8 protein-coding genes are annotated in these 19,849 nt (G+C 73.5%); 6 read left to right on the top strand and 2 right to left on the bottom strand.

What is annotated here, in order from left to right; translation table 11 throughout:
• Window positions 1-68 precede the first annotated feature (68 nt).
• Both OG627_RS03225 and OG627_RS03220 read left to right on the top strand, forming a co-directional pair.
• Window positions 69-2,108, top strand: a complete 2,040-nt coding sequence (locus OG627_RS03225) for a cellulase family glycosylhydrolase (protein WP_329061190.1) — start codon at window positions 69-71, stop codon at window positions 2,106-2,108.
• Between the two features lie 391 nt (window positions 2,109-2,499).
• Window positions 2,500-5,721, top strand: coding sequence for an alpha-L-rhamnosidase (locus OG627_RS03220; RefSeq protein ID WP_329072314.1), 3,222 nt, complete (start codon window positions 2,500-2,502; stop codon window positions 5,719-5,721).
• 115 nt (window positions 5,722-5,836) lie between these two features.
• On the opposite strand, the gene OG627_RS03215 is transcribed toward OG627_RS03220, so the two are convergent.
• A complete protein-coding gene (locus OG627_RS03215; protein WP_329061188.1) occupies window positions 5,837-6,151 on the bottom strand; it encodes a hypothetical protein in 315 nt (104 codons plus the stop codon).
• Between the two features lie 276 nt (window positions 6,152-6,427).
• Between OG627_RS03215 and OG627_RS03210 the strand changes: the two genes are divergently transcribed.
• The 4 genes from OG627_RS03210 to OG627_RS03195 all read left to right on the top strand — a co-directional run bounded on the left by OG627_RS03210 (window position 6,428) and on the right by OG627_RS03195 (window position 18,977).
• Window positions 6,428-16,846: a non-ribosomal peptide synthetase gene (locus tag OG627_RS03210; protein WP_329061186.1), complete on the top strand. Its 10,419-nt coding sequence runs from the start codon at window positions 6,428-6,430 to the stop codon at window positions 16,844-16,846.
• Window positions 16,843-17,049: an MbtH family protein gene (locus tag OG627_RS03205; RefSeq protein ID WP_329061184.1), complete on the top strand. Its 207-nt coding sequence runs from the start codon at window positions 16,843-16,845 to the stop codon at window positions 17,047-17,049. The genes OG627_RS03210 and OG627_RS03205 overlap by 4 nt, the downstream gene beginning before the upstream one ends.
• 78 nt (window positions 17,050-17,127) lie before the next feature.
• Window positions 17,128-18,189, top strand: a complete 1,062-nt coding sequence (locus OG627_RS03200; protein WP_329061182.1) for an ATP-binding cassette domain-containing protein — start codon at window positions 17,128-17,130, stop codon at window positions 18,187-18,189.
• Window positions 18,177-18,977 carry an ABC transporter permease gene (locus tag OG627_RS03195; RefSeq protein ID WP_329061180.1) on the top strand — a complete coding sequence of 267 codons (801 nt, stop codon included), beginning with the start codon at window positions 18,177-18,179 and terminating at the stop codon, window positions 18,975-18,977. The genes OG627_RS03200 and OG627_RS03195 overlap by 13 nt, the downstream gene beginning before the upstream one ends.
• A gap of 48 nt (window positions 18,978-19,025) precedes the next feature.
• Here OG627_RS03195 and OG627_RS03190 read toward each other — a convergent pair whose 3' ends face one another.
• Window positions 19,026-19,553, bottom strand: coding sequence for a hypothetical protein (locus OG627_RS03190; protein WP_329061178.1), 528 nt, complete (start codon window positions 19,551-19,553; stop codon window positions 19,026-19,028).
• Window positions 19,554-19,849 lie beyond the last annotated feature (296 nt).

Below are 19,849 nucleotides of genomic sequence, written 5' to 3'. Positions count from 1 at the left end.
TTCCGGTCAACTCGCCTTTCTGACAAGGGCATTGACTACTCGTCAGTAAGTACTCCAGTGTGGTGCGCATGGCGATGGCGACAGCGGCACGCGGTACGCGACGGCGGTTACGGGTACGGGGACTGACCGGGCCGCTGGCCCGGCGGCGGGGGCCGGGGCGGCGGAGCCTGCTGCTCGGCGCCGCCCTCGCTCTGCTCGCGGCGGGTGCCGTCGGCGGCCCGCCCGCCGAGGCGGCGGACGGCGCCCCGCTGTGGTTCGACGGCGTGGTGGCCACCGAGATATCCGCCGACGGCACCCGCTTCACCGACGGACACGGGCGCGAGGTCGTCCTGCGCGGATTCAACGTCTCCGGCGAGACCAAGCTGGAGGAGAACGGCGGTCTGCCCTTCGCCAGTACGGCGGACGCCCGCACCTCCGCTGCCGCACTGCGCTCACTCACCGGCGGCAACGCGGTGCGCTTCCTGCTGTCCTGGGCCCACGCCGAATCCGAACCGGGGAAGGTCGACACCGCCTATCTGGACCGCGCCACCGAACAGATCAAGGCGCTTCTCGACGCCGGACTGCGGGTGTTCCCCGACTTCCACCAGGACCTCTTCTCCCGTCATCTGTTCCACAAGGACAGCTGGTACACCGGTGACGGCGCGCCCCGCTGGGCCGTCGAGGCGGGCGGGTACCCCGTCGAATCCTGTGGCATCTGCGTCCTGTGGGGCCAGAACATCACCCAGAACCAGGCCGTCAAGAACGCCACCCGGGACTTCTGGCACAACCGCGTCCTCACGGTCACCACGGGCACGGGAGCCGGTGCCCCGACCCGCTCCGTACCCGTCCAGGACGCCTTCCTCGACACCGCGCAGCGGACGATGGCCCATCTCGCGGGACGGCTCACCGCGGACCAGTTCGCCGGGATCGTCGGCTTCAACCCGTACAACGAGCCGTACGCGGGCGAGTACACCACGGGTCAGAACAGCCGCACCTGGGAACGGGACATGCTCGTACCGTTCTACGAGCGCTTCCGGGCCCGGATGGACCTGGCGGGCTGGCGCGACAAGCCGCTCTTCGCCGAACCCAACATGTTCTGGAACGCCAATCTGGACCTCGCCCGGCAGGAGGGCGGTCTCCTCGACGCGGGCGTCCTCGGCAAGCGCTACGTCTTCAACACCCACTTCTACGACCAGAAGGCCATCTCCGGGGTCTTCATGTGGGGCAAGGCGAAGGACGGCCAGTACAGCGGGGACTTCGGCACGGTCCGCGACCGCGCCTCGGCGCTCAACACCCCCGCGATCGTCAGCGAGTTCGGCCATCCGCTGAGCGGATACACCTCGGACAAGGCACCCACCGTCGACAAGGCGATGTACCAGGCCCTCGACACCCGGCTGCCGGGAGCGGCCTGGTGGACCACGCCGGCGCGGTCGGGGCCCGTACTCTCGGCCACCCAGTGGCAGTGGGACATCTACAGCGGCCGCCACCGCGAGGCGATGAACGGCAACGCCGGCAAGGTCCTCACGGCGGGGGACGCCTGGAACGACGAGGACCTGTCCGCCGTCGCGCTCGACTCCTCGGGCCGGGCCGTGCTGCGCCAGGACGCCCGGCTGCTCGACCGGCTCTACCCGGGCGCGGTGGCGGGCCGTACCCTCGCCTTCAGTTACGAGGACCGCTCCCGGGACGGGGACACGGCCCTGACCTGGAACTCCATCCCCGACACCATGCCCAGCACGGCGCGCCTGGTGGGCGGCGGACGGTACGGCGTGCTGGTGTGGCGCTCCGGCTCCGAGGGGGCCGGCGCCGCCCCGACACAGCTGCATCTGCCGAGCGGGTTCGCTCCGTCCTCGACCACGGTCGTCTCCGACCTCGGTACGGTCACCGGCCTGCCCGACTACACCGCGCGCGGCCGGGCGGCGGACCACCCCATCGCCTCGGCCGTCGAACCCGGCACCACCGACGCGCGGCGCCTGCTGCTCTCCGCCCCGGCGGCCGCGGACGGAGCCGGGGCCGTCCACTACGCCCTGGTCGCCGACGGCTCCGCCGCGCCCACGGCGGAGCTGCGGGTGGCGGCGCAGCGCGAACTGGCCGCGTGGGTGGCGGGCGCGGGCTTCCCCGCCTCACCGTGACCCCGCGTCTCCCCGCTCCCGTCACGCCGTCGCCCCGTCACGTAGTCAGCCCGTAACCCGTAACCCGTAACCCGTGCCCCGGTGGGTCCGCCCGCCGGGGCACGACCGTGGCGGCGAGCGTCCCGGACCGGATGCCGGAGCGGCGTCGGTACGCGGCTGTGCCCCCCCACTTCGGCACACGGGTCGCCGCCGACGTCCGCAGTGTGTGAAAGGTTTCAACATGGCGCACGTCCAGGGAAGTTAAACCCGGGCCAACTGCCGCGTCAATGGTACGTACTTGGAAATCTTCCGGCGCCGTCCCAAGCGTCCCGGACTCTTGACACGTCCCATGCGCCTCCTTACTTTCACCGAAGTGAAACGATTCACTGTCGAGTCGTATCGGAGCCGCATTGTGATCAGCAGAAGACGACTGCTCGGTACCACCGCCACGGCCGTGGGAGCGGCCATGGTCGCCGGACCCGGCCCGGCCGCCGCGCTGACCCAGGAGCCGGGAAGCGGCGCCCTCGCCGAAGGCCCGGCTGCCGGGTCGGCCGTCCGGGTCACCGCGCCGACGGTCGAGTACGTCAGCCATCCGCTCGGCCTCGACACGCCGCGCCCCAGGCTGAGTTGGCCGGTCGTGTCCGCCCGTCCCGGCCAGACGCAGCGCGCCTACCAGGTCAGGGTCGCCACCGACCCGGGCCGGCTCGGGAAGCCGGACGTCTGGGACAGCGGCAAGGTCGAGTCGCCCGACTCGACCCTGGTCCCGTACGGCGGCCCCGCGCTCAAGTCCCGTACCCGCTACCACTGGTCCGTGCGCGTCTGGGGTGCCGACGGCAAGGTCTCCGCATGGAGTGCGCCGTCCTGGTGGGAGACCGGACTCACCGATGCCGCCGACTGGACCGCGCGCTGGATCGGCGCCCCCGCCTCCCTCGTCGGAACACCCGCGCTGGACAGCGCCTCCTGGATCTGGTTCCCGGAGGGCGATCCGGCGGTCGAGGCCCCGGCGGGGACCCGCTGGTTCCGCGGCCGGGTCGACGTGCCGGCGGGTGTCACCCGCGCCCGCCTGGTCATGACGGCGGACGACGGCTACACCGCCTACGTCAACGGGACCCGCGTCGCGCACGCCGAGGCCGACGGCCCCGCCGAAAACTGGCGCCACCCCGCCCTGGTGGAGGTGGCCGCCCAACTGCGCCCCGGCGCCAACGTGATCGCGGTCTCCGCCACCAACGCGACCGTCAGCCCGGCCGGACTGCTCGGCCTGCTGGAGCTGACGACCTCCGACGGGATCCGGACCTTCGCCACCGGCGACAGCTGGCTGACGGTCAGTCAAGAACCTACGGGAGACTGGAAGTCCGCCGGATACGACGACGCCGCGTGGTCCGCAGCCAAGGCGCTCGCGCGATGGGGCACGGGCCCCTGGGGCAAGGTGGCGGTCTCCTCCGCGCCCGCCGCGCAGCTGCGCCAGGAGTTCCGGCTCCCGCGCAAGACCGTCGCGCGCGCCCGGCTCTACGCCACGGCCCTCGGCGTGTACGACGCGCACCTCAACGGGCGGCGCGTCGGCGAGGACCGGCTCGCCCCCGGCTGGACCGACTACCGCAAGCGGGTGCAGTACCAGACGTACGACGTCACCGGCCTGCTCGTCCCCGGCGCCAACGCCCTCGGTGTCACCCTCGCCGCCGGCTGGTACGCCGGGAGCGTCGGCATGTTCGGACCGCACCAGTACGGCGAACGACCCTCGCTGCTGGCCCAGTTGGAGGTCACATACACCGACGGTACGACGCAGCGGATCGTCTCGGACGGCGACTGGCGCGCCGGGGCCTCCCCGGTGACCGACGCCGACCTGCTGATGGGGGAGGCGTACGACGCCCGGCTGGAGACCGCGGGCTGGACGCGCGCCGGTTACGACGCGACCGGCTGGACGAAGGCCGAGCCGGTGCCCCCGGCGGACATCGCGCTGGTGGCGGCGATCGACGGCCCCTCGCGTGTGGAGACCGAACTCACCGTCAAGAAGATCACCGAGCCGAAACCGGGCGTCTTCGTCCTCGACCTCGGCCAGAACATGGTCGGTACGGTCCGGCTCAAGGTCACCGGCGCCGCCGGCACCACCGTACGGCTGCGCCACGCCGAGGTGCTCAACCCCGACGGCACCGTCTACACCGCCAACCTGCGCACCGCCCGCGCCACCGACACCTACATCCTCAAGGGCGGCGGCCAGGAGACGTACGAGCCCCGCTTCACCTTCCACGGCTTCCGCTACGTCGAGGTGACGGGCTATCCGGGGCGGCCCGCGCGCGACGCGGTCGTGGGACGGGTCATCCACACCTCGGCGCCGTTCACCATGGACTTCAAGACCGACGTCCCGATGCTCAACCAGCTGCACAGCAACATCACATGGGGCCAGCGCGGCAACTTCCTCTCCGTCCCCACCGACACCCCCGCCCGCGACGAACGGCTGGGCTGGACCGGGGACATCAACGTCTTCGCCCCCACCGCCGCCTACACCATGGAGTCGGCGCGCTTCCTCACCAAGTGGCTGTGGGACCTGCGCGACGGCCAGTTGTCCGACGGCGCCTTCCCCCATGTGGCGCCGGAGGTCGGCGCGATGGGCGGCGGCGCCGCGGGGTGGGGCGACGCCGGAGTCACCGTCCCCTGGGCGCTGTACCAGGCGTACGGGGACACCCGGGTGCTGGAGGACGCCTGGGCGTCGATGCTGAAGTGGCTCGACTATCTGGAGCGGCACAGCGACGGCCTCCTGCGCCCGGCCGACGGCTTCGGGGACTGGCTCAACATCCAGGACGAGACACCCAAGGACGTCATCGGCACCGCCTACTTCGCGCACAGCGCCGATCTCGTCTCCCGGATCGCCGAGGCGCTGGGCAAGGATCCGGCGCCGTACCGGACGCTGTTCGGCCGGGTCCGTGACGCCTTCCGCGCCGCGTACGTCTCACCGGGCGGACGGGTCAAGGGCGATACGCAGACCGGATACGTGCTGGCCCTCTCCATGGACCTGCTGGCCGCCGCCGACCGCGCGCCCGCCGCCGACCGCCTGGTGGAGCTGATCAAGGCCAAGGACTGGCATCTGTCGACGGGCTTCCTCGGCACCCCCCGGCTGCTGCCCGTCCTCACCGAGACCGGCCACACCGATGTCGCCTACCGGCTGCTGCTCCAGCGCACCTTCCCCAGCTGGGGCTACCAGATCGACCGGGGCGCCACGACGATGTGGGAGCGCTGGGACTCCATCACCCCCGACGGCGGCTTCCAGGACGCCGGGATGAACTCGTTCAACCACTACGCGTACGGCTCGGTCGGGGAGTGGATGTACGCGAACATCGCGGGCATCGCGCCGGGTGGCCCCGGCTTCCGCGAGATCACCGTCCGGCCCCGGCCGGGGGGCGGGGTGACCCGCGCCGAGGGCCGCTTCGACTCGGTCCACGGACCGGTCACCACCCAGTGGCAGACCGACGCGAAGGGATTCCGGCTCACCGTCTCCCTTCCCGCCAACACCACCGCCGAGGTATGGATATCGGCCAAGGATGCCAAGAAGGTCGGCCACGGCAGTACGAAATTCCTGCGGATGGAGGACGGTTGCGCGGTCTTCGCCGCGGGCCCGGGCCGACACCACTTCACCGCCTGACCCAGCGGCCGGCGCGCCGCGCTCCGTGCTCCGCGCGAAGCGGCACAGGAGCCTTACGGAAAAGACCGGGTGGCCCGGCCGGACGAACCAGTCCGGCCGGGCCACCCGCATGTATTCAGGGGCGTATCGTACACAGGGCCAGCAGACAGAAATTGACCCCCTGGGTATTGCTGGGACCCGAGCCGGGACCGGAATCCCCGACCGTGCAGCGGGCCAGCAGGCAGAAATTCGCCCCCTGAATACCCCGGTAGGAGTTGGCGAACGGAGAGGCCGTGGTGTTCCGCGCCTTCTCCGCGGTCGCGGCCGCCGTAGTGGTCGCCGCCGCGGCCGGGGTCCGGGCCTCGACGGCCGACGCGCTCGCGGCGCCCGAAATCAGCAGAATCCCGGCGGCGGCGGTCGCGGTACCCCAGCGCATAAGGGAAGCAGACATATTCAAGGGCTCTCCAAGTGTCGTGGAAGCGGCGGCGAAAGGGTGTCTTCCTCATGTGTTCGGTGCCGGCTGACGGATCGTTTGGTCCGGATCGCCATCTGTGACGCAGGTCTCCTTCTGTGCATTGACGAATGTGCGGATTGAAGGAGCGTCAGTTCATTCTCTGTGTCCTGAGTCACATGACCAATCCGCCGCGGCCGCGCCTCCGAATTGCTTCCCGTGAGCGCAATTGAGGCGATGTCGATTGCGCCCCGACCCGCATTGAGGTGGATACGCGTGACCGACGACGTACAGCACGACAGGAATCCGAAGACGGAACTCCCGCTGACCGCGGCCCAAAGGGGGCTGTGGTTCGCCAGGAAACTCGACCCGGAGAATCCCGCGTACAACGTTGCCGAGTACGCCGATGTCCGGGGCCCGCTGGACCCGGCTCTGCTGGAAAAGGCATTCCTCCTGGTCGCCGGTGAGACGGAGGCCATGCGGCTCACCTTCGGTGAACGTGACGGCATTCCCTTCCAGACGGTCCACGCGCACAGCGCCGTCGAACTTCCGCTGGTCGACCTCTCCGGCCACCAGGACCCGCACGGCGAGGCGCTCGCCCGGATGGAGGCGGTCCTCGCCGAACCCGCCGACACATCGACCGGGCCACTCGTCCTGACCACGCTCTACCGGCTGGCCGAGGACCGCCACCTCTTCCACCAGCAGGTACACCATCTCGCCCTCGACGGCTACGGCGCGGCCGTCGCGCTGACCCGGATCGCCGACGTCTACACCCGGCTGGCCGCCTCGCCCCAGGAGCCGATCGCCTTCCGGGCGGCTCCCCTCGGCCCCGTCGTCGCGGAGGACCTGGCCTATCAGGACTCCGAACAGCGCCTGGAGGACCAGCGGTTCTGGACCGGGGCGACCGCCGGCGCCCCCGCCCCGACCGGCCTGGTCGACGCCACGGCCGCGCCCGGTCACGGCTGCCACATCGTGCGGGGCGGGCTGGACGCGGCCGCCGCGGAGCGGCTGCGCGCCGCCGCCAAGACGGCCGGCGTCGCCTGGCCCACCTTCTTCATGGCTGCCATGGCGGTCTGTCTCCACCGCGACCGCGGTCTCGGCCACGTCGTCCTCGGCCTTCCCGTGACCGGCCGCCGCACCCCCACCGCGCGCGCCACCCCGAGCATGCTCTCCACCATCCTCCCGCTGGGCCTGGAGATATCCCCGTCCGACCGCGTCCGTGACGTCGCCAAGCGCGCCTCGGCGCGGGCCCGGCAGGTACTGCGCCACCAGCGCTACCCGGCCGAGAGCCTCCGCCGCGACCAGGGACTCGCCGGGGTACGGGACCGGCTGACCGGACCGGCCGTCAACGTGCTGGCCTTCGACGACACGCTGCGCTTCGGCCCGGCCTCCGCCACCGTGCGCAATCTGTCCGTCGGCCCCGTGGACGACATGGTCCTCGCCGTCCACGCCTCGTACGCCGACGGCGCGCTGCGCGTCGATCTGCTCGGCAACCCCGCCCTCTACACCCCCGAGGAGCTGGCGCGCCACCACGACCGGCTGCGCCGGCTCATCGACGCGTTCACCGACGACCCGGACAGCCCCATCGGCTCGCTGCGGCTCATCGGCGACGACGAGCGGCACCACGTCATCGGCCTGGGCCTCGGCTCGGGCAACGCGCCCGGCAACACGCCCGGCGGCGAACCGGCCGAGCCGTCCGCGCCCCTGCCCGCCCAGCTCGCCCGGCAGGCCCGCCTGACGCCCGAAGCGACCGCCGTGGTGTCCGGCGACGCCCGGCTGACCTTCGCCCGGCTGGACGAGCGGGTCGCCGCGCTCGCCGCCGCGCTCTCCGCGCGCGGCGCCGGTCCCGGCACCCGCGTCGCCGTCGGACTGCCCCGCTCCACGGACCTGATCGTCGCGATGCTCGCGGTCATGCGGACCGGGGCCGCCTACCTCCCGGTCGACCCCGCGTACCCCGCCGACCGGATCGCGTACATGATCGAGGACTCCCGGCCGGTCGCCCTGGTGGCCACCGCGCGCACCGCGCCGCTGCTGGACCCCGCCGGCGGCCTCCCGCTGGTCGACCCGGCCGAAGCGCTCGCGGCGCCCGGCGCGGGAACGGGCTCCCCGGTCGTGCCCGGCGCCCACGACGCCGCGTACGTCATCTACACCTCCGGCTCCACCGGCCGCCCCAAAGGCGTGGTCGTGGAGCACCGTTCGCTCAGCAACCTCCTCGACCACCACCGCCAGGAGGCCCACGCGGAGGCCGAACGGGCCCTCGGGCGCCGGCTGCGGGTCGCCCTCACCGCCCCCACCTCCTTCGACGCCTCCTGGGACCCGGTCCTGTGGATGGCCGAGGGCCACGAGCTGCACATCGTCGACGACACCACCCGCCGCGACCCCGAGGCGCTGGTCGCCCTCCTCGCCGAACAGCGCGTCGACGCCATCGAGACCACCCCCACCCACCTGCGCCAACTGCTCACGGCGGGCCTGCTCACCGGCCCCGCGCACCGCCCCCGGGTGATCGCCCTCGGCGGCGAGGCCGTGGACGACTCTCTCTGGCACGAACTGGCCGGCCGCCCCGAGCTGCTCGTCTACAACTTCTACGGTCCCACCGAGACCACGGTCGACGCGGTCACCACCCGCGTCACCGGCCCGTTCCCCGCCATCGGACGCCCCGTCAGCGGCGCCGGGGCCTATGTCCTCGACCCCGCGCTCCACCCGGTGCCCCAGGGCACCGCCGGTGAGCTGTACCTGTCCGGGGAGGGCGTGGCGCGCGGCTACTCGGGACGGCCCGGGCTGACCGCCGAACGCTTCCTGCCCGACCCGTTCGGCCCGCCCGGCGCCCGGATGTACCGCACCGGCGACCTGGCCCGCTGGAGCGAGAGCGGCACACTGGAGTTCCTCGGCCGCGTCGACCGCCAGATCAAGGTCCGGGGCCACCGCGTGGAGACCGGCGAGATCGAGGCCGCGCTGCGCACCCTGCCCGGTGTCAGCGCCGCTGCCGTGGCGCTGACCACCCCCGCCGCGGGCGTCGAACGGCTCGCCGCCTACCTGGTGACGGAACCGGCTGACGGGACCACCGACCCGGCGCGGATCCGGGACGCGCTGGCCGCGCTGCTCCCCGAGCACATGGTGCCCACCGCCTACGCCACCGTGGACCGCCTCCCGCTCACCCCGCACGGCAAACTCGACACCGACCGGCTCCCCGAGGCCCTGCCCGTCGCCACCTCCGGCGCCGAGGCGCGCACCCCGCGCGAGGAGCGGATGTGCGAGCTGTTCGCCGCCTGCCTCGGCCTGCCCCGGGTCGGCCGCGACGACAGCTTCTTCGCGCTCGGCGGCCACTCCCTGCTGGCGACCCGGCTGGTGAGCCTGATCCGCGCGGCCTTCGGCGCCGAGGTGCCGATCCGGGCGCTGTTCGAGACCCCGACCCCGGCGGCCCTGGCCGCCCTCCTGGACACCGCGTCCCCCGCCAGGGCGCCGGTCGCTGCGGTCGAGCCGCGCCCCGCCCGCGTGCCGCTCTCCTTCGGCCAGCAGCGGCTGTGGCTGCTGGAACGGATGGGCGAGGCGGGCCCCGCCTACCATCTGCCCATCGCGCTGCGCCTGACGGGACGGCTCGACCGTACGGCCCTGGCCGCGGCCCTGGAGGACCTGGTACGGCGGCACGAGAGCCTGCGTACCGTCTTCGCCGAGGACGAGGACGGCCCCCACCAGCGCGTCCTGCCGCCCGAAGCCGCCCGGCTGCCGCTGCGGATGGCCGTCGCCACGGCCGGCGCGCCGGTGCGCCCCGACGACCGGCCCTTCGCCCTCGACCGCGACATACCCGTGCGCGCCCAGCTGTTCTCCGTGGACCACGCCGAGTGGATCCTGATACTGACGATCCATCACATTGCCGCCGACGGCTGGTCGATGGGCCCGCTGATGCGCGACCTGTCCGACGCGTACGCCGCGCGCCGCCGGGGCGCAGCCCCGGACCGGGAGCCGCTCACCGTCCAGTACGCCGACTTCGCGATCTGGCAGCGCGCCCTGCTCGGCGACCCGGACGACGAGGACAGCCTCGCCCGGCGCCGCCTCACCCACTGGGCCGCCGTCCTCGACGGCCTCCCGCCCGAGATCACCTTCCCGGCCGACCGGCCGCGCCCCGCCAGGCCCTCCGGGCAGGGCGGCACCGTACCCGTACGCCTCGACGCCGCCACCCACCGGGCGCTCGCCGAACTGGCGGGCGACAGCGGCGCCAGCTCCTTCATGGTGCTGCACGCCGCGCTCGCCGCGCTGATGACCAGGCTCGGCGCCGGGGACGACCTCGCGATCGGCACCCCGGTCGCCGGCCGCACCGACGAGAGCCTCACCGAGATGGTCGGCTTCTTCGTCAACACCCTCGTCCTGCGCGCCGACACCTCCGGCGCCCCCGCCTTCCCCGAACTGGTGCGGCGGGTACGCGACGCCGACCTGGCCGCCTACGCCCACCAGGAACTGCCCTTCGAGCGGCTCGTGGAGGAGCTGGCGCCCTCCCGCTCCCTGTCCCGGCACCCTCTCTTCCAGGTCATGCTCAGCCTCAACAACGCGCCCGCGCCGCGCACCGCGCTCGACGGACTCGCCGTACGCCACGACGCGTCCATCGGCCGGGCCGGTGCCAAGTTCGACCTGACCTGGGACCTCGCGGAACACCACGACACCGACGGCGCGCACACCGGCATCAGCGGCGAACTGGAGTTCAGCCAGGACCTCTTCGAGCGCGCCACCGCCGAGCGCTTCGTCGAACACTTCACCCGGCTACTCGCCCAACTGCTCGCCCACCCCGAACAGTCCTTCACGGACGTCGAGTTCCTCACCCCCGACCAGCGCCGCGCCGCGCTCGACGAACTGCCGCGCACCCTCCCGCTGCCGTCCGCCGCCACGCCGCTCGGCCAGTCGGGACCCGCGGGCCCCGACTGGACGGTCCTCGACATCCTCACCACCCGCGCCGTCGTCACCCCGGGACGCACGGCCGTCGTCGCCACCGACGGCCGGCTCACCTTCGGCGACCTGCTGGAGCGCTCCGGTCAACTCGCCGGGAGACTGGGGGAGTCGGGCGTGCGGCGCGGCGACCGGGTGGCGGTCGCCCTGCCCAGGACCACCGCGCACATCGTCGCGATCATCGGTGTGCTGCGCGCCGGAGCGGTCTACGTCCCCCTCGACCCGTCCCACCCGCGCGCCCGCAACGAGCTGATCCTCGACACCGCCTCGCCCCGACTCGTGCTGACCTCCGCCGAGACCCGCGACGCCCTGCCGCCCGGCCCCGAGCAGCTCCTCCTGGACTCCGCCACCGCTGCCGTCCCCGGCACTGAACTCCCCGACCCGCCACGCCCCCACGACGCGGCCTATGTGCTCTACACCTCCGGCTCCACCGGCCGGCCCAAGGGCGTGGTGGTCGAGCACCGTTCGCTCGCCAACCTCTTCGCCAGCCACCGCGAGAAGCTGATGGCGCCCGCCGAGACGGAGAACAACGACCTGCCGCTGCGCGTCGCGCTCACCGCCGCGACCACCTTCGACGCCTCCTGGGACCCGCTGCTCTGGATGATCGCGGGACACGAACTCCACCTCGTGGACCACGACACCCGCCGCGACCCCGAGGCGCTCACCGCACTGCTGCACGAGCGGGCGATCGACGTCGTCGAGACCACCCCGTCCTTCCTCGAACAGCTCAGGAGCTGCGGCCTGTTCGCCCCCGGCCGGCCCCGGCCCCGGGTCCTCGCCCTCGGCGGCGAGGCCGTCAACGAGGCGCTCTGGAACGAACTGGGCTCCCTGCACGACATCGCCGTGTGGAACCTGTACGGCCCCACGGAAGCCACCGTCGACAGTGTGATGGGCCGGATCACCAACGGCACCCGGCCCCATCTGGGCCGGCCCGTCTCGCACACCCGTGCCCGGGTGCTCGACGCGCGGCTGCGTCCGGTGGCCCCCGGCGCGACCGGCGAGCTGTACCTCTCCGGGACCGGCCTGGCCCGCGGATACGAGAACCGCACCTCGGCGACCGCCGCCCGCTTCCTGCCCGACCCGCACGGCGCGCCGGGCGCGCGGATGTACCGCACCGGCGACCTCGTCCGGCGCCGGGACGGCCGGCTGGAGTACGTCGGCCGCGCCGACGGGCAGATCAAGGTACGCGGCTTCCGCGTCGAGACCGGCGAGGTCGAGGCCGCGCTCACCGGCCACCCCGATGTGGCCAGGGCCGCCGTCGCCGTACGCCCCGACGCGCACGGCGAGGGCCGGCTCGTCGCCTGGGCCGTGGCCTGCGACGGACAGCGGCTGTCCGCGCGCGGCCTGCGCTCCTTCGTGGCCGACCGGCTGCCCGGCTACATGGTCCCCGCCACCGTCGTCCCCGTCGGGTCGCTCCCGCTGACCCCGCACGGCAAGGTCGACTTCGACGCGCTGCCGACGACGGACGGGAGCGGCGAGGCCGACGAGGACCCGCCCCGCTCCGCACGGGAGGAGATCCTGTGCGCGCTGTTCGCGGAGAGCCTCGGCCACGAACGCGTCTCCCGCACCGGCGACTTCTTCGAACTGGGCGGACACTCCCTGCTCGCCACCCGGCTGGTCGGCCGGATCAGGGCCGCGTTCGGCGTCGAACTGCCCGTACGCTCCCTCTTCGAATCGACCACCCCGGCCGCCCTCGCCGAGCGCCTCGACGAGGCGGGCACCGCCCGGCCCGCGCTGCGGCGCGGCAGCCGGCCGGCGCTGCCCCCGCTGTCCGCCGCCCAGCGGCGGCTGTGGTTCCTGCACCGGATGGACCCGGACGACGGCGCCTACCACATCCCGATCGCCGTCCGGCTGACCGGCGAGCTGGACCGGGCCGCCCTGCACCGCGCGCTCGCCGACGTGGTGGCGCGCCACGAGAGCCTGCGCACCCTGATCCAGGAGAGCGACGACGAGCCCTTCCAGGCCGTGCTCGACCCCGGCGACGCGCGCCCCGGCCTGCCGGTCACCCGCGTCACCGAGGCCACGCTCGCCCCGGCGCTGCGGGCCGCCGCCACCCTCCCCTTCGACCTGGCCGGCCACCTCCCGCTGCGCGCGGAGCTGTTCGAGCTGGCCGAGGACAGCCACGTCCTGTTGATGACGGTCCATCACATCGCCGCCGACGGCTGGTCGATGGGCCCGCTGGCGGAAGACCTCGCCGGTGCCTACTCGGCCCGTACGGCGGGCCGCGCCCCCAGCTGGGCGCCGCTTCCCGTGCAGTACGCCGACTACGCCCTGTGGCAGAACGCCCTGCTCGGCCCGGCGGACAGCGCCGACTCGCTCGCCGCCCGGCAGCTCGCCCACTGGACGGCGCGCATGGCCGGGGCGCCCGAGGAGACCCCGCTGCCCGCCGACCGGCCGCGGCCCGCCGTCTCCTCCGGCCGGGGCGGCACGATCACCTTCCAGCTCGCCGGGGACACCACCGAGAACCTCTCCCGGCTCGCCAAGTCCTCCGCCACCAGCACGTTCATGGTGCTGCACGCCGCGCTCGCCGCGCTGCTGCACCGGGTGGGCTCCGGCGACGACCTCACGATCGGCACCCCGGTCGCCGGCCGCACGGACGAGGCGCTCGACGGACTCGTCGGCTTCTTCGTCAACACCCTCGCGCTGCGCGTCAGCACGGCCGGCGACCCGGCCTTCCGCGAACTGCTCGGCCGGGTACGGGAGACGGACCTCGCCGCCTACGCCCACCAGGAACTGCCCTTCGAGCGGCTCGTGGAGGAACTCCAGCCCACCAGGTCCCTCGCCCGCCACCCGCTCTTCCAGGTGATGCTGACCCTCAACAACAACCGGGCACCCCGGCTGGACCTGCCGGGGCTGCACGCCGAACTCGACGGGGTGGAGACCGGGGGAGCCAAGTTCGACCTCTCCTTCGGCTTCACCGAGCGGCCCGGCGGCGCGGACGGCTCCACCGTCCTCGACGCCACCCTGGAGTTCGGCGCCGACCTCTTCGACAGCGCCACGGCCCGACGGATCGCGGACTGGTTCGCCCGGCTCGTCCAGCTCGCCGTCACCGCGCCCGACACCCCGCTCTCCGCGCTGACCCTGGTCGATCCGGACGAGGAGGCCCGCCTTCTCGCCCTCGGCGACGGCGGCCCGGCCGCCGGGGACGCGGGCACGGTCCTCGACCGGTTCGCGCGGACCGTGCGGGAGGCGCGCAGCGGCGACCTCGCGGTCACCGCGCCCGACGGCCGGCTCTCCTTCCCGGAGCTGGACATACGCTCCGACCGGCTCGCCGCGCTGCTCGCGGCGTCGGGCGTACGGCGCGGCGAACCGGTGGCGGTCCTGCTGCCCCGCTCCACCGACTCGATCGTCGCCCTCCTCGGCGTACTGAAGGCGGGCGCCGTCTACGCGCCCCTCGACGCGTCCCTGCCCGACGGCCGGATCGAAGCCGTCCTGGCCGACGCCCGCCCCCGGCTGGCCGTCACCGCGCGCGCCACGGCCGACCGGATCCCCGGCTCCGTACCCCAACTGCTCCTGGACGGCGACGAGGCGGCCGGGGCGCTGGAGTGCGGCGCCCCCGGCGCCGTCCCGGACCGGCCCGCCTCCGGCGACGCCGCGTACCTGCTGCACACCTCCGGCTCGACCGGCCGGCCCAAGGGCGTCCTCGTCGGCCACGGCTCGCTGGCCCGGCTGCTGGAACACCACCGGCAGCACGTCTTCGCCCCCGCCGTCCGGGACGCCGACGGGAAGCGGCTCGACATCGCCCTCACGGCCGCCCTGTCCTTCGACGCGTCCTGGGACCCGGTGCTCTGGATGATCGACGGTCACCATCTGCACGTCCTGGACGACCTCACCCGGCGCGACCCGGAATCCCTCGTCGCCTGCGTACGGGCACGCGGCCTCGACGTCCTGGAGACCACCCCGACCCACCTGCGCCAGCTGCTGGACCTCGGCCTCCTCGCCGACGGCGCCCACCGCCCCGCCGTACTGATCCTGGGCGGCGAGGCCGTACCCGCCGCGCTCTGGACCGAGCTGCGGGCCGTCACCGGAGTGCGCGGCTGGAACTTCTACGGCCCCACCGAGGCCACCGTCGACACCCTGGAGGCGCCCATCGGCGCGGGCCGCGGCTCGGCCGAACGCCCCGTCCTGGGCACCCCGGTCACCGGCACCCGCGCCTACCTCCTGGACGCGACGCTGCGCCCGGTGCCCACCGGCGTCGAGGGCGACCTCTACCTCGCCGGTGACAGCCTCGCCCTGGGCTACCACGGCCGGCCCGCCGAGACCGCCGCCGCCTTCCCGCCCGACCCGTACGGCCCCGCCGGCGCCCGGATGTACCGCACCGGCGACCGCGCCCGGCGCACGGCAGACGGCGCCCTGGAGTTCGCCGGACGCTCCGACGGCCAGCTCAAGATCAGGGGCTTTCGCGTCGAACCCGACGAGACGGCCGCGGTCCTCGCCTCGCACCCCGGCGTCGCCCATGCGGCGGTCGTCGCCCACGGCGCCGAAGGGGCCGAGGCGCGCCTCGCCGCGTACCTCGTCCTCGCCGAAGGCTTCGACCAGGACGTCCTGGACGCCGTACGCGACCACGCGGCCCGCCTGCTGCCCGCCTACATGGTCCCGGCCGGCTGGCAGATCCTCGACCGGATCCCGCTGACCCCCAGCGGCAAGCTGGACCGCCGGGCCCTGCCCGACCCCGCGCCCGCCAGGACCGGCTCCGGGGGCCGGGCCCCCCGAGGCCCGCGCGAGGACGTCCTGTGCACCCTGTTCGCCGAGGTGCTCGGCGTCGAACAGGTCATGATCGACGACGACTTCTTCGCGCTCGGCGGCCACTCGATGCTCGCCACCCGGCTCATCGGCCGCATCCGAACGGCGCTCGGCGTGGAGGTGTCCATCCGCACGCTCTTCGAGGCGCCCACCGTCGCGGCGCTGGCGGACCGGCTGCTGGACGGCGCCGCCGACAACGCGCTCGCCACCCTGCTGCCGCTGCGTACCCCGGGCGACCGGCCGCCGCTGTTCTGCGTCCACCCGGCCGGCGGACTCGCCTGGTCGTACGGCGGACTGCTGCCGCACCTGGACAGCGACCGGCCCGTGTACGGACTCCAGACCCCGAACCTCGACGGCGCCGCCGCCTTCCCGGACTCGATCGAGGCCATGGCCGCCGTCTACGTCGAGGAGCTGCGCACGGTCCAGCCGCACGGTCCCTACCACCTGCTCGGCTGGTCCTTCGGCGGCAACGTCGTCCAGGAGGTCGCCGTCCAGCTCCAGGAGGCCGGTGAACAGGTCGCTCTGCTCGCCATCCTGGACGCCTTCCCGCTGCCCCCGCTGGACGACCTGGACACCGCGGGACGCGACACCGTCTTCCGCGCGCTGCTCAGCAACCTGGGCGTGGACGCGGCGGCGCTGGAGGGCGCGGGCGCGGTCGACGCGGCGTCCGTGCGCGACGAGTTCCGGCGGATCGGCAGCCCGCTGGGCTCGCTCGAACCCGTCACCATCGACGCGATGGTCGACAACTTCGCCGGCCAGTCACGCCTGATGAGGGCGTACACCCCCCGTACGTTCCACGGCCCCGTGCTCTTCTTCACCGCGACCGAGGACCGGGCCGGCCACACCTTCGGGACCGGCCTGTGGGCGCCGTACATCGACGGCCCCATCGAGAACCACGACGTGGCGTGCGCCCACGCCCAGATGATGCAGCCGGCCGCCAGGGAGCGGATCGGCGTCACCGTGGCCGCGGCCCTGCGCGCCACCACTCACCGCACCGCACAAGGAGACCCGTCATGACGAACCCCTTCGACGACCCCAGGACCCAGCACCACGTCGTGGTCAACGCCGAGGACCAGCACGCCCTGTGGCCCTCCTTCGCAGACGTCCCGGACGGCTGGGACCAGGTCTTCGGCCCGGCGGACCAGGCGGCCTGCCTGGAGTACGTGGACCTCAACTGGACGGACCTGACGCCCAGGAGCGCGCGCACGGCGGTGGGATGACCTCGCGCACCCGGCCCTGCCCGCACGTCCGACCGGCCCGCACGTCCGACCGGCCCGCGCGGCCGACGAGAGGCAACGATGACGGCTCAACACCCCGTGGCGATACGCGCCGAGGGGCTCACCAAGAGATTCGGCGACAAACAGGCCCTGGCGGGCGTGGATCTGGAGGCACCGGCCGGCAGCGTGCTGGGCGTTCTCGGCCCCAACGGCGCGGGCAAGACCACCACCGTCCGGGTGCTCTCCACCCTGCTGCGGCCGGACGCCGGGCGGGCCTGGGTGGCCGGGCACGACGTCCTCAGGGATCCGGAGAGCGTACGGGCCAACCTGGGGCTCTCCGGCCAGTACGCGGCCGTCGACGAGAAGCTCACCGGCCGGGAGAACCTGTATCTGGTCGGCAGGCTGTACGGCATGAGCCGCCGGGCCGCCCGGCAGCGCGCCGGTGAACTCCTCACCCGCTTCCGGCTGGAGGAGGCCGCCGACCGGCTCAGCGGGACCTTCTCCGGCGGTATGCGGCGACGGCTGGACCTGGCGGGCGCGCTGGTCGCCAGGCCCTCCGTCGTCGTCCTGGACGAACCCACCACCGGCCTCGACCCCCGGGGCAGGTCGGACACCTGGGCGTCCATCAGAGAACTCGTGGACGCGGGCACCACCGTCCTGCTCACCACGCAGTACCTGGAAGAGGCCGACCAGCTGGCCGACTCCATCCTCGTGATCGACAGCGGCCGGGTGATCGCCCGGGGCTCCGCCGCCGAACTGAAGGCACGCGTCGGGGGCGAGCGGCTGGCGCTGACCGTCCCCGACCCGGCCGCCCGCTCCCGCGCCTACGAGGTGCTCCGCTCCCTGGGCGCCCACGAACCGGATCTCGACCGGCGCACCGGACGGTTCACCGTCACCACCGACTACGGCGCCGAGACCCTCGAATACGCGCTCGGCCGACTGCGGCTGGCGAACGTCGCCGTACACGACGTGGAACTCGCCCCTCCCACTCTGGACGACGCCTTCCTCGCCCTCACCGGACAGGAGGCCGCCCCGAGCCCGCCCGCCCCCGCCGGACAGGACACCGACCCGCGGACACTCACCCTCGCCGCGGTCCCCGCCGCCGGCGCCCCCACCGACGAGGAGGCGGCATGGCGTCCATGACCCGGGTGGCGCGCGACGCGTCGATCATCGCCTGGCGCAATCTGCTCAATCTGCGGCGCACTCCGGGATCGGTGATCGCCGCCCTCGTCCAGCCCGTCATGTTCGTCCTGCTGCTCGCCTACGTCTTCGGCGGCAGTCTGGGCGGCGGCGACTACCGCACCTTCCTGATGGGAGGCATCTTCGCCCAGGCCGTCACCTTCAACGCGGCCTTCACCGCGCTGGGGCTGGCCCACGACATGGACAAGGGCATCGTGGACCGCTTCCGCTCGCTGCCCATGCCGCGCATGGCCGTGATCCTCGGCAGAACGCTCTCCGACCTGATCATGAGTACGGTCACCCTGGTGGTCACCTCCCTGTGCGGGCTGCTGGTGGGGTGGCGCGTCGCCGGCTCCCTCGGCGCCATGATGGGTGCCTATCTGCTCATCCTCTTCTTCGCCTTCGCGATGTCCTGGGTGGGAGCCACCATCGGGCTGATGGCGCGCAGCGTCGAGGTGGCGCAGAGCGCCGGTCTCATCTGGCTGTTCCCCGTCACCTTCGTCTCGTCGTCCTTCGTCTCCACGGCCACGATGCCCGGTCCGCTCCGTACCGTCGCTGAGTGGAACCCGATCTCGGCCGTCGCGACCGCCGTGCGCCGGCTCTTCGGCAACCCGCCCCCGGGCGGCATCCCGGTCGGCGACGCGTGGCCCGTCGTGCACGCGCTGCCCTACGCGCTGCTCTCCGCCACCGCGATCACGGCCGCGTTCATGCTGCTCGCCCTGCGCCGCTTCCGGGCCGTCACGGTCGGGTGAGACCGGCCCCCGCCGCCGCACGGCAAGATCCGGACGGGAGGCCCCGGGTCAGCCGGACCGGCGGCCGCGTCTTCGTCCCGCCGCGTGCGCGCCGCGTCTTCGGGTCCGGCGCACCGGGGTGAGCAGCAGATAGATGGTGGCGAGGACGGCGATCGCCTGCGCGATGACGGCCAGCCGCTTGTCGGTGTACCAGTGGGGCTCGTACATGTTCGGGAAGGGGCCCAGGGCGCCCACGTCGACATAGCGGTAGATCAGCAGCAGCGCCAGACCACCGGCGGCGACGACCCAGGCGAACAGATCGCCCGGCACCCGGCGCCAGGCCAGCACCAGCAGCGCGGCGAGCGCGGCCAGCCCCGCCTCGATACGGAAGAGGTCGCCCTGGCCGATGCTCCCGGAGACCGCGTCGTACCGGTCGGCGAGGTGCGCGTGCAGATACGCGTCCCAGGCGAGGGCGGCGGCGGCCACCAGCCGCGCCAGGGCACGCAGCACGCGCCGCGTGCGCCCGGGACCGGAGGCCGCGCCGGGTGCTGGATCGGACGGCGCGGCCGGCGTCGCGCCGGAGTTGACTGATGGCATCACGGCTCCCGCGGGTGAGTACCTCTGAGCGGCCGCCGGTGGCCTCTCGCGCGGTGACGGTCTCGGGACGACCACGCGCCGGCCACGGCTGTACGCCCCACTAGACTCCACCGGCCGCCGCACGGCTAGCGGGCGGACCCGTCCGGTGGAGGCGCGGTGGGTCGGCCCGCGCCCCGTCCCCGGTCCGCCCGTGCGTAAGGTGCTCGGCCGCGACGCGGTCCGCTGATGTCGTTTCATGACCTCAACGATGACCGCTGCGACGGCTGGTGAACATCCGGTATGCCCCTGAATACGAG

Source organism: Streptomyces sp. NBC_01429, assembly GCF_036231945.1.
Taxonomy (GTDB): domain Bacteria; phylum Actinomycetota; class Actinomycetes; order Streptomycetales; family Streptomycetaceae; genus Streptomyces.
This window is presented reverse-complemented; position numbering and strand designations above follow the sequence as displayed.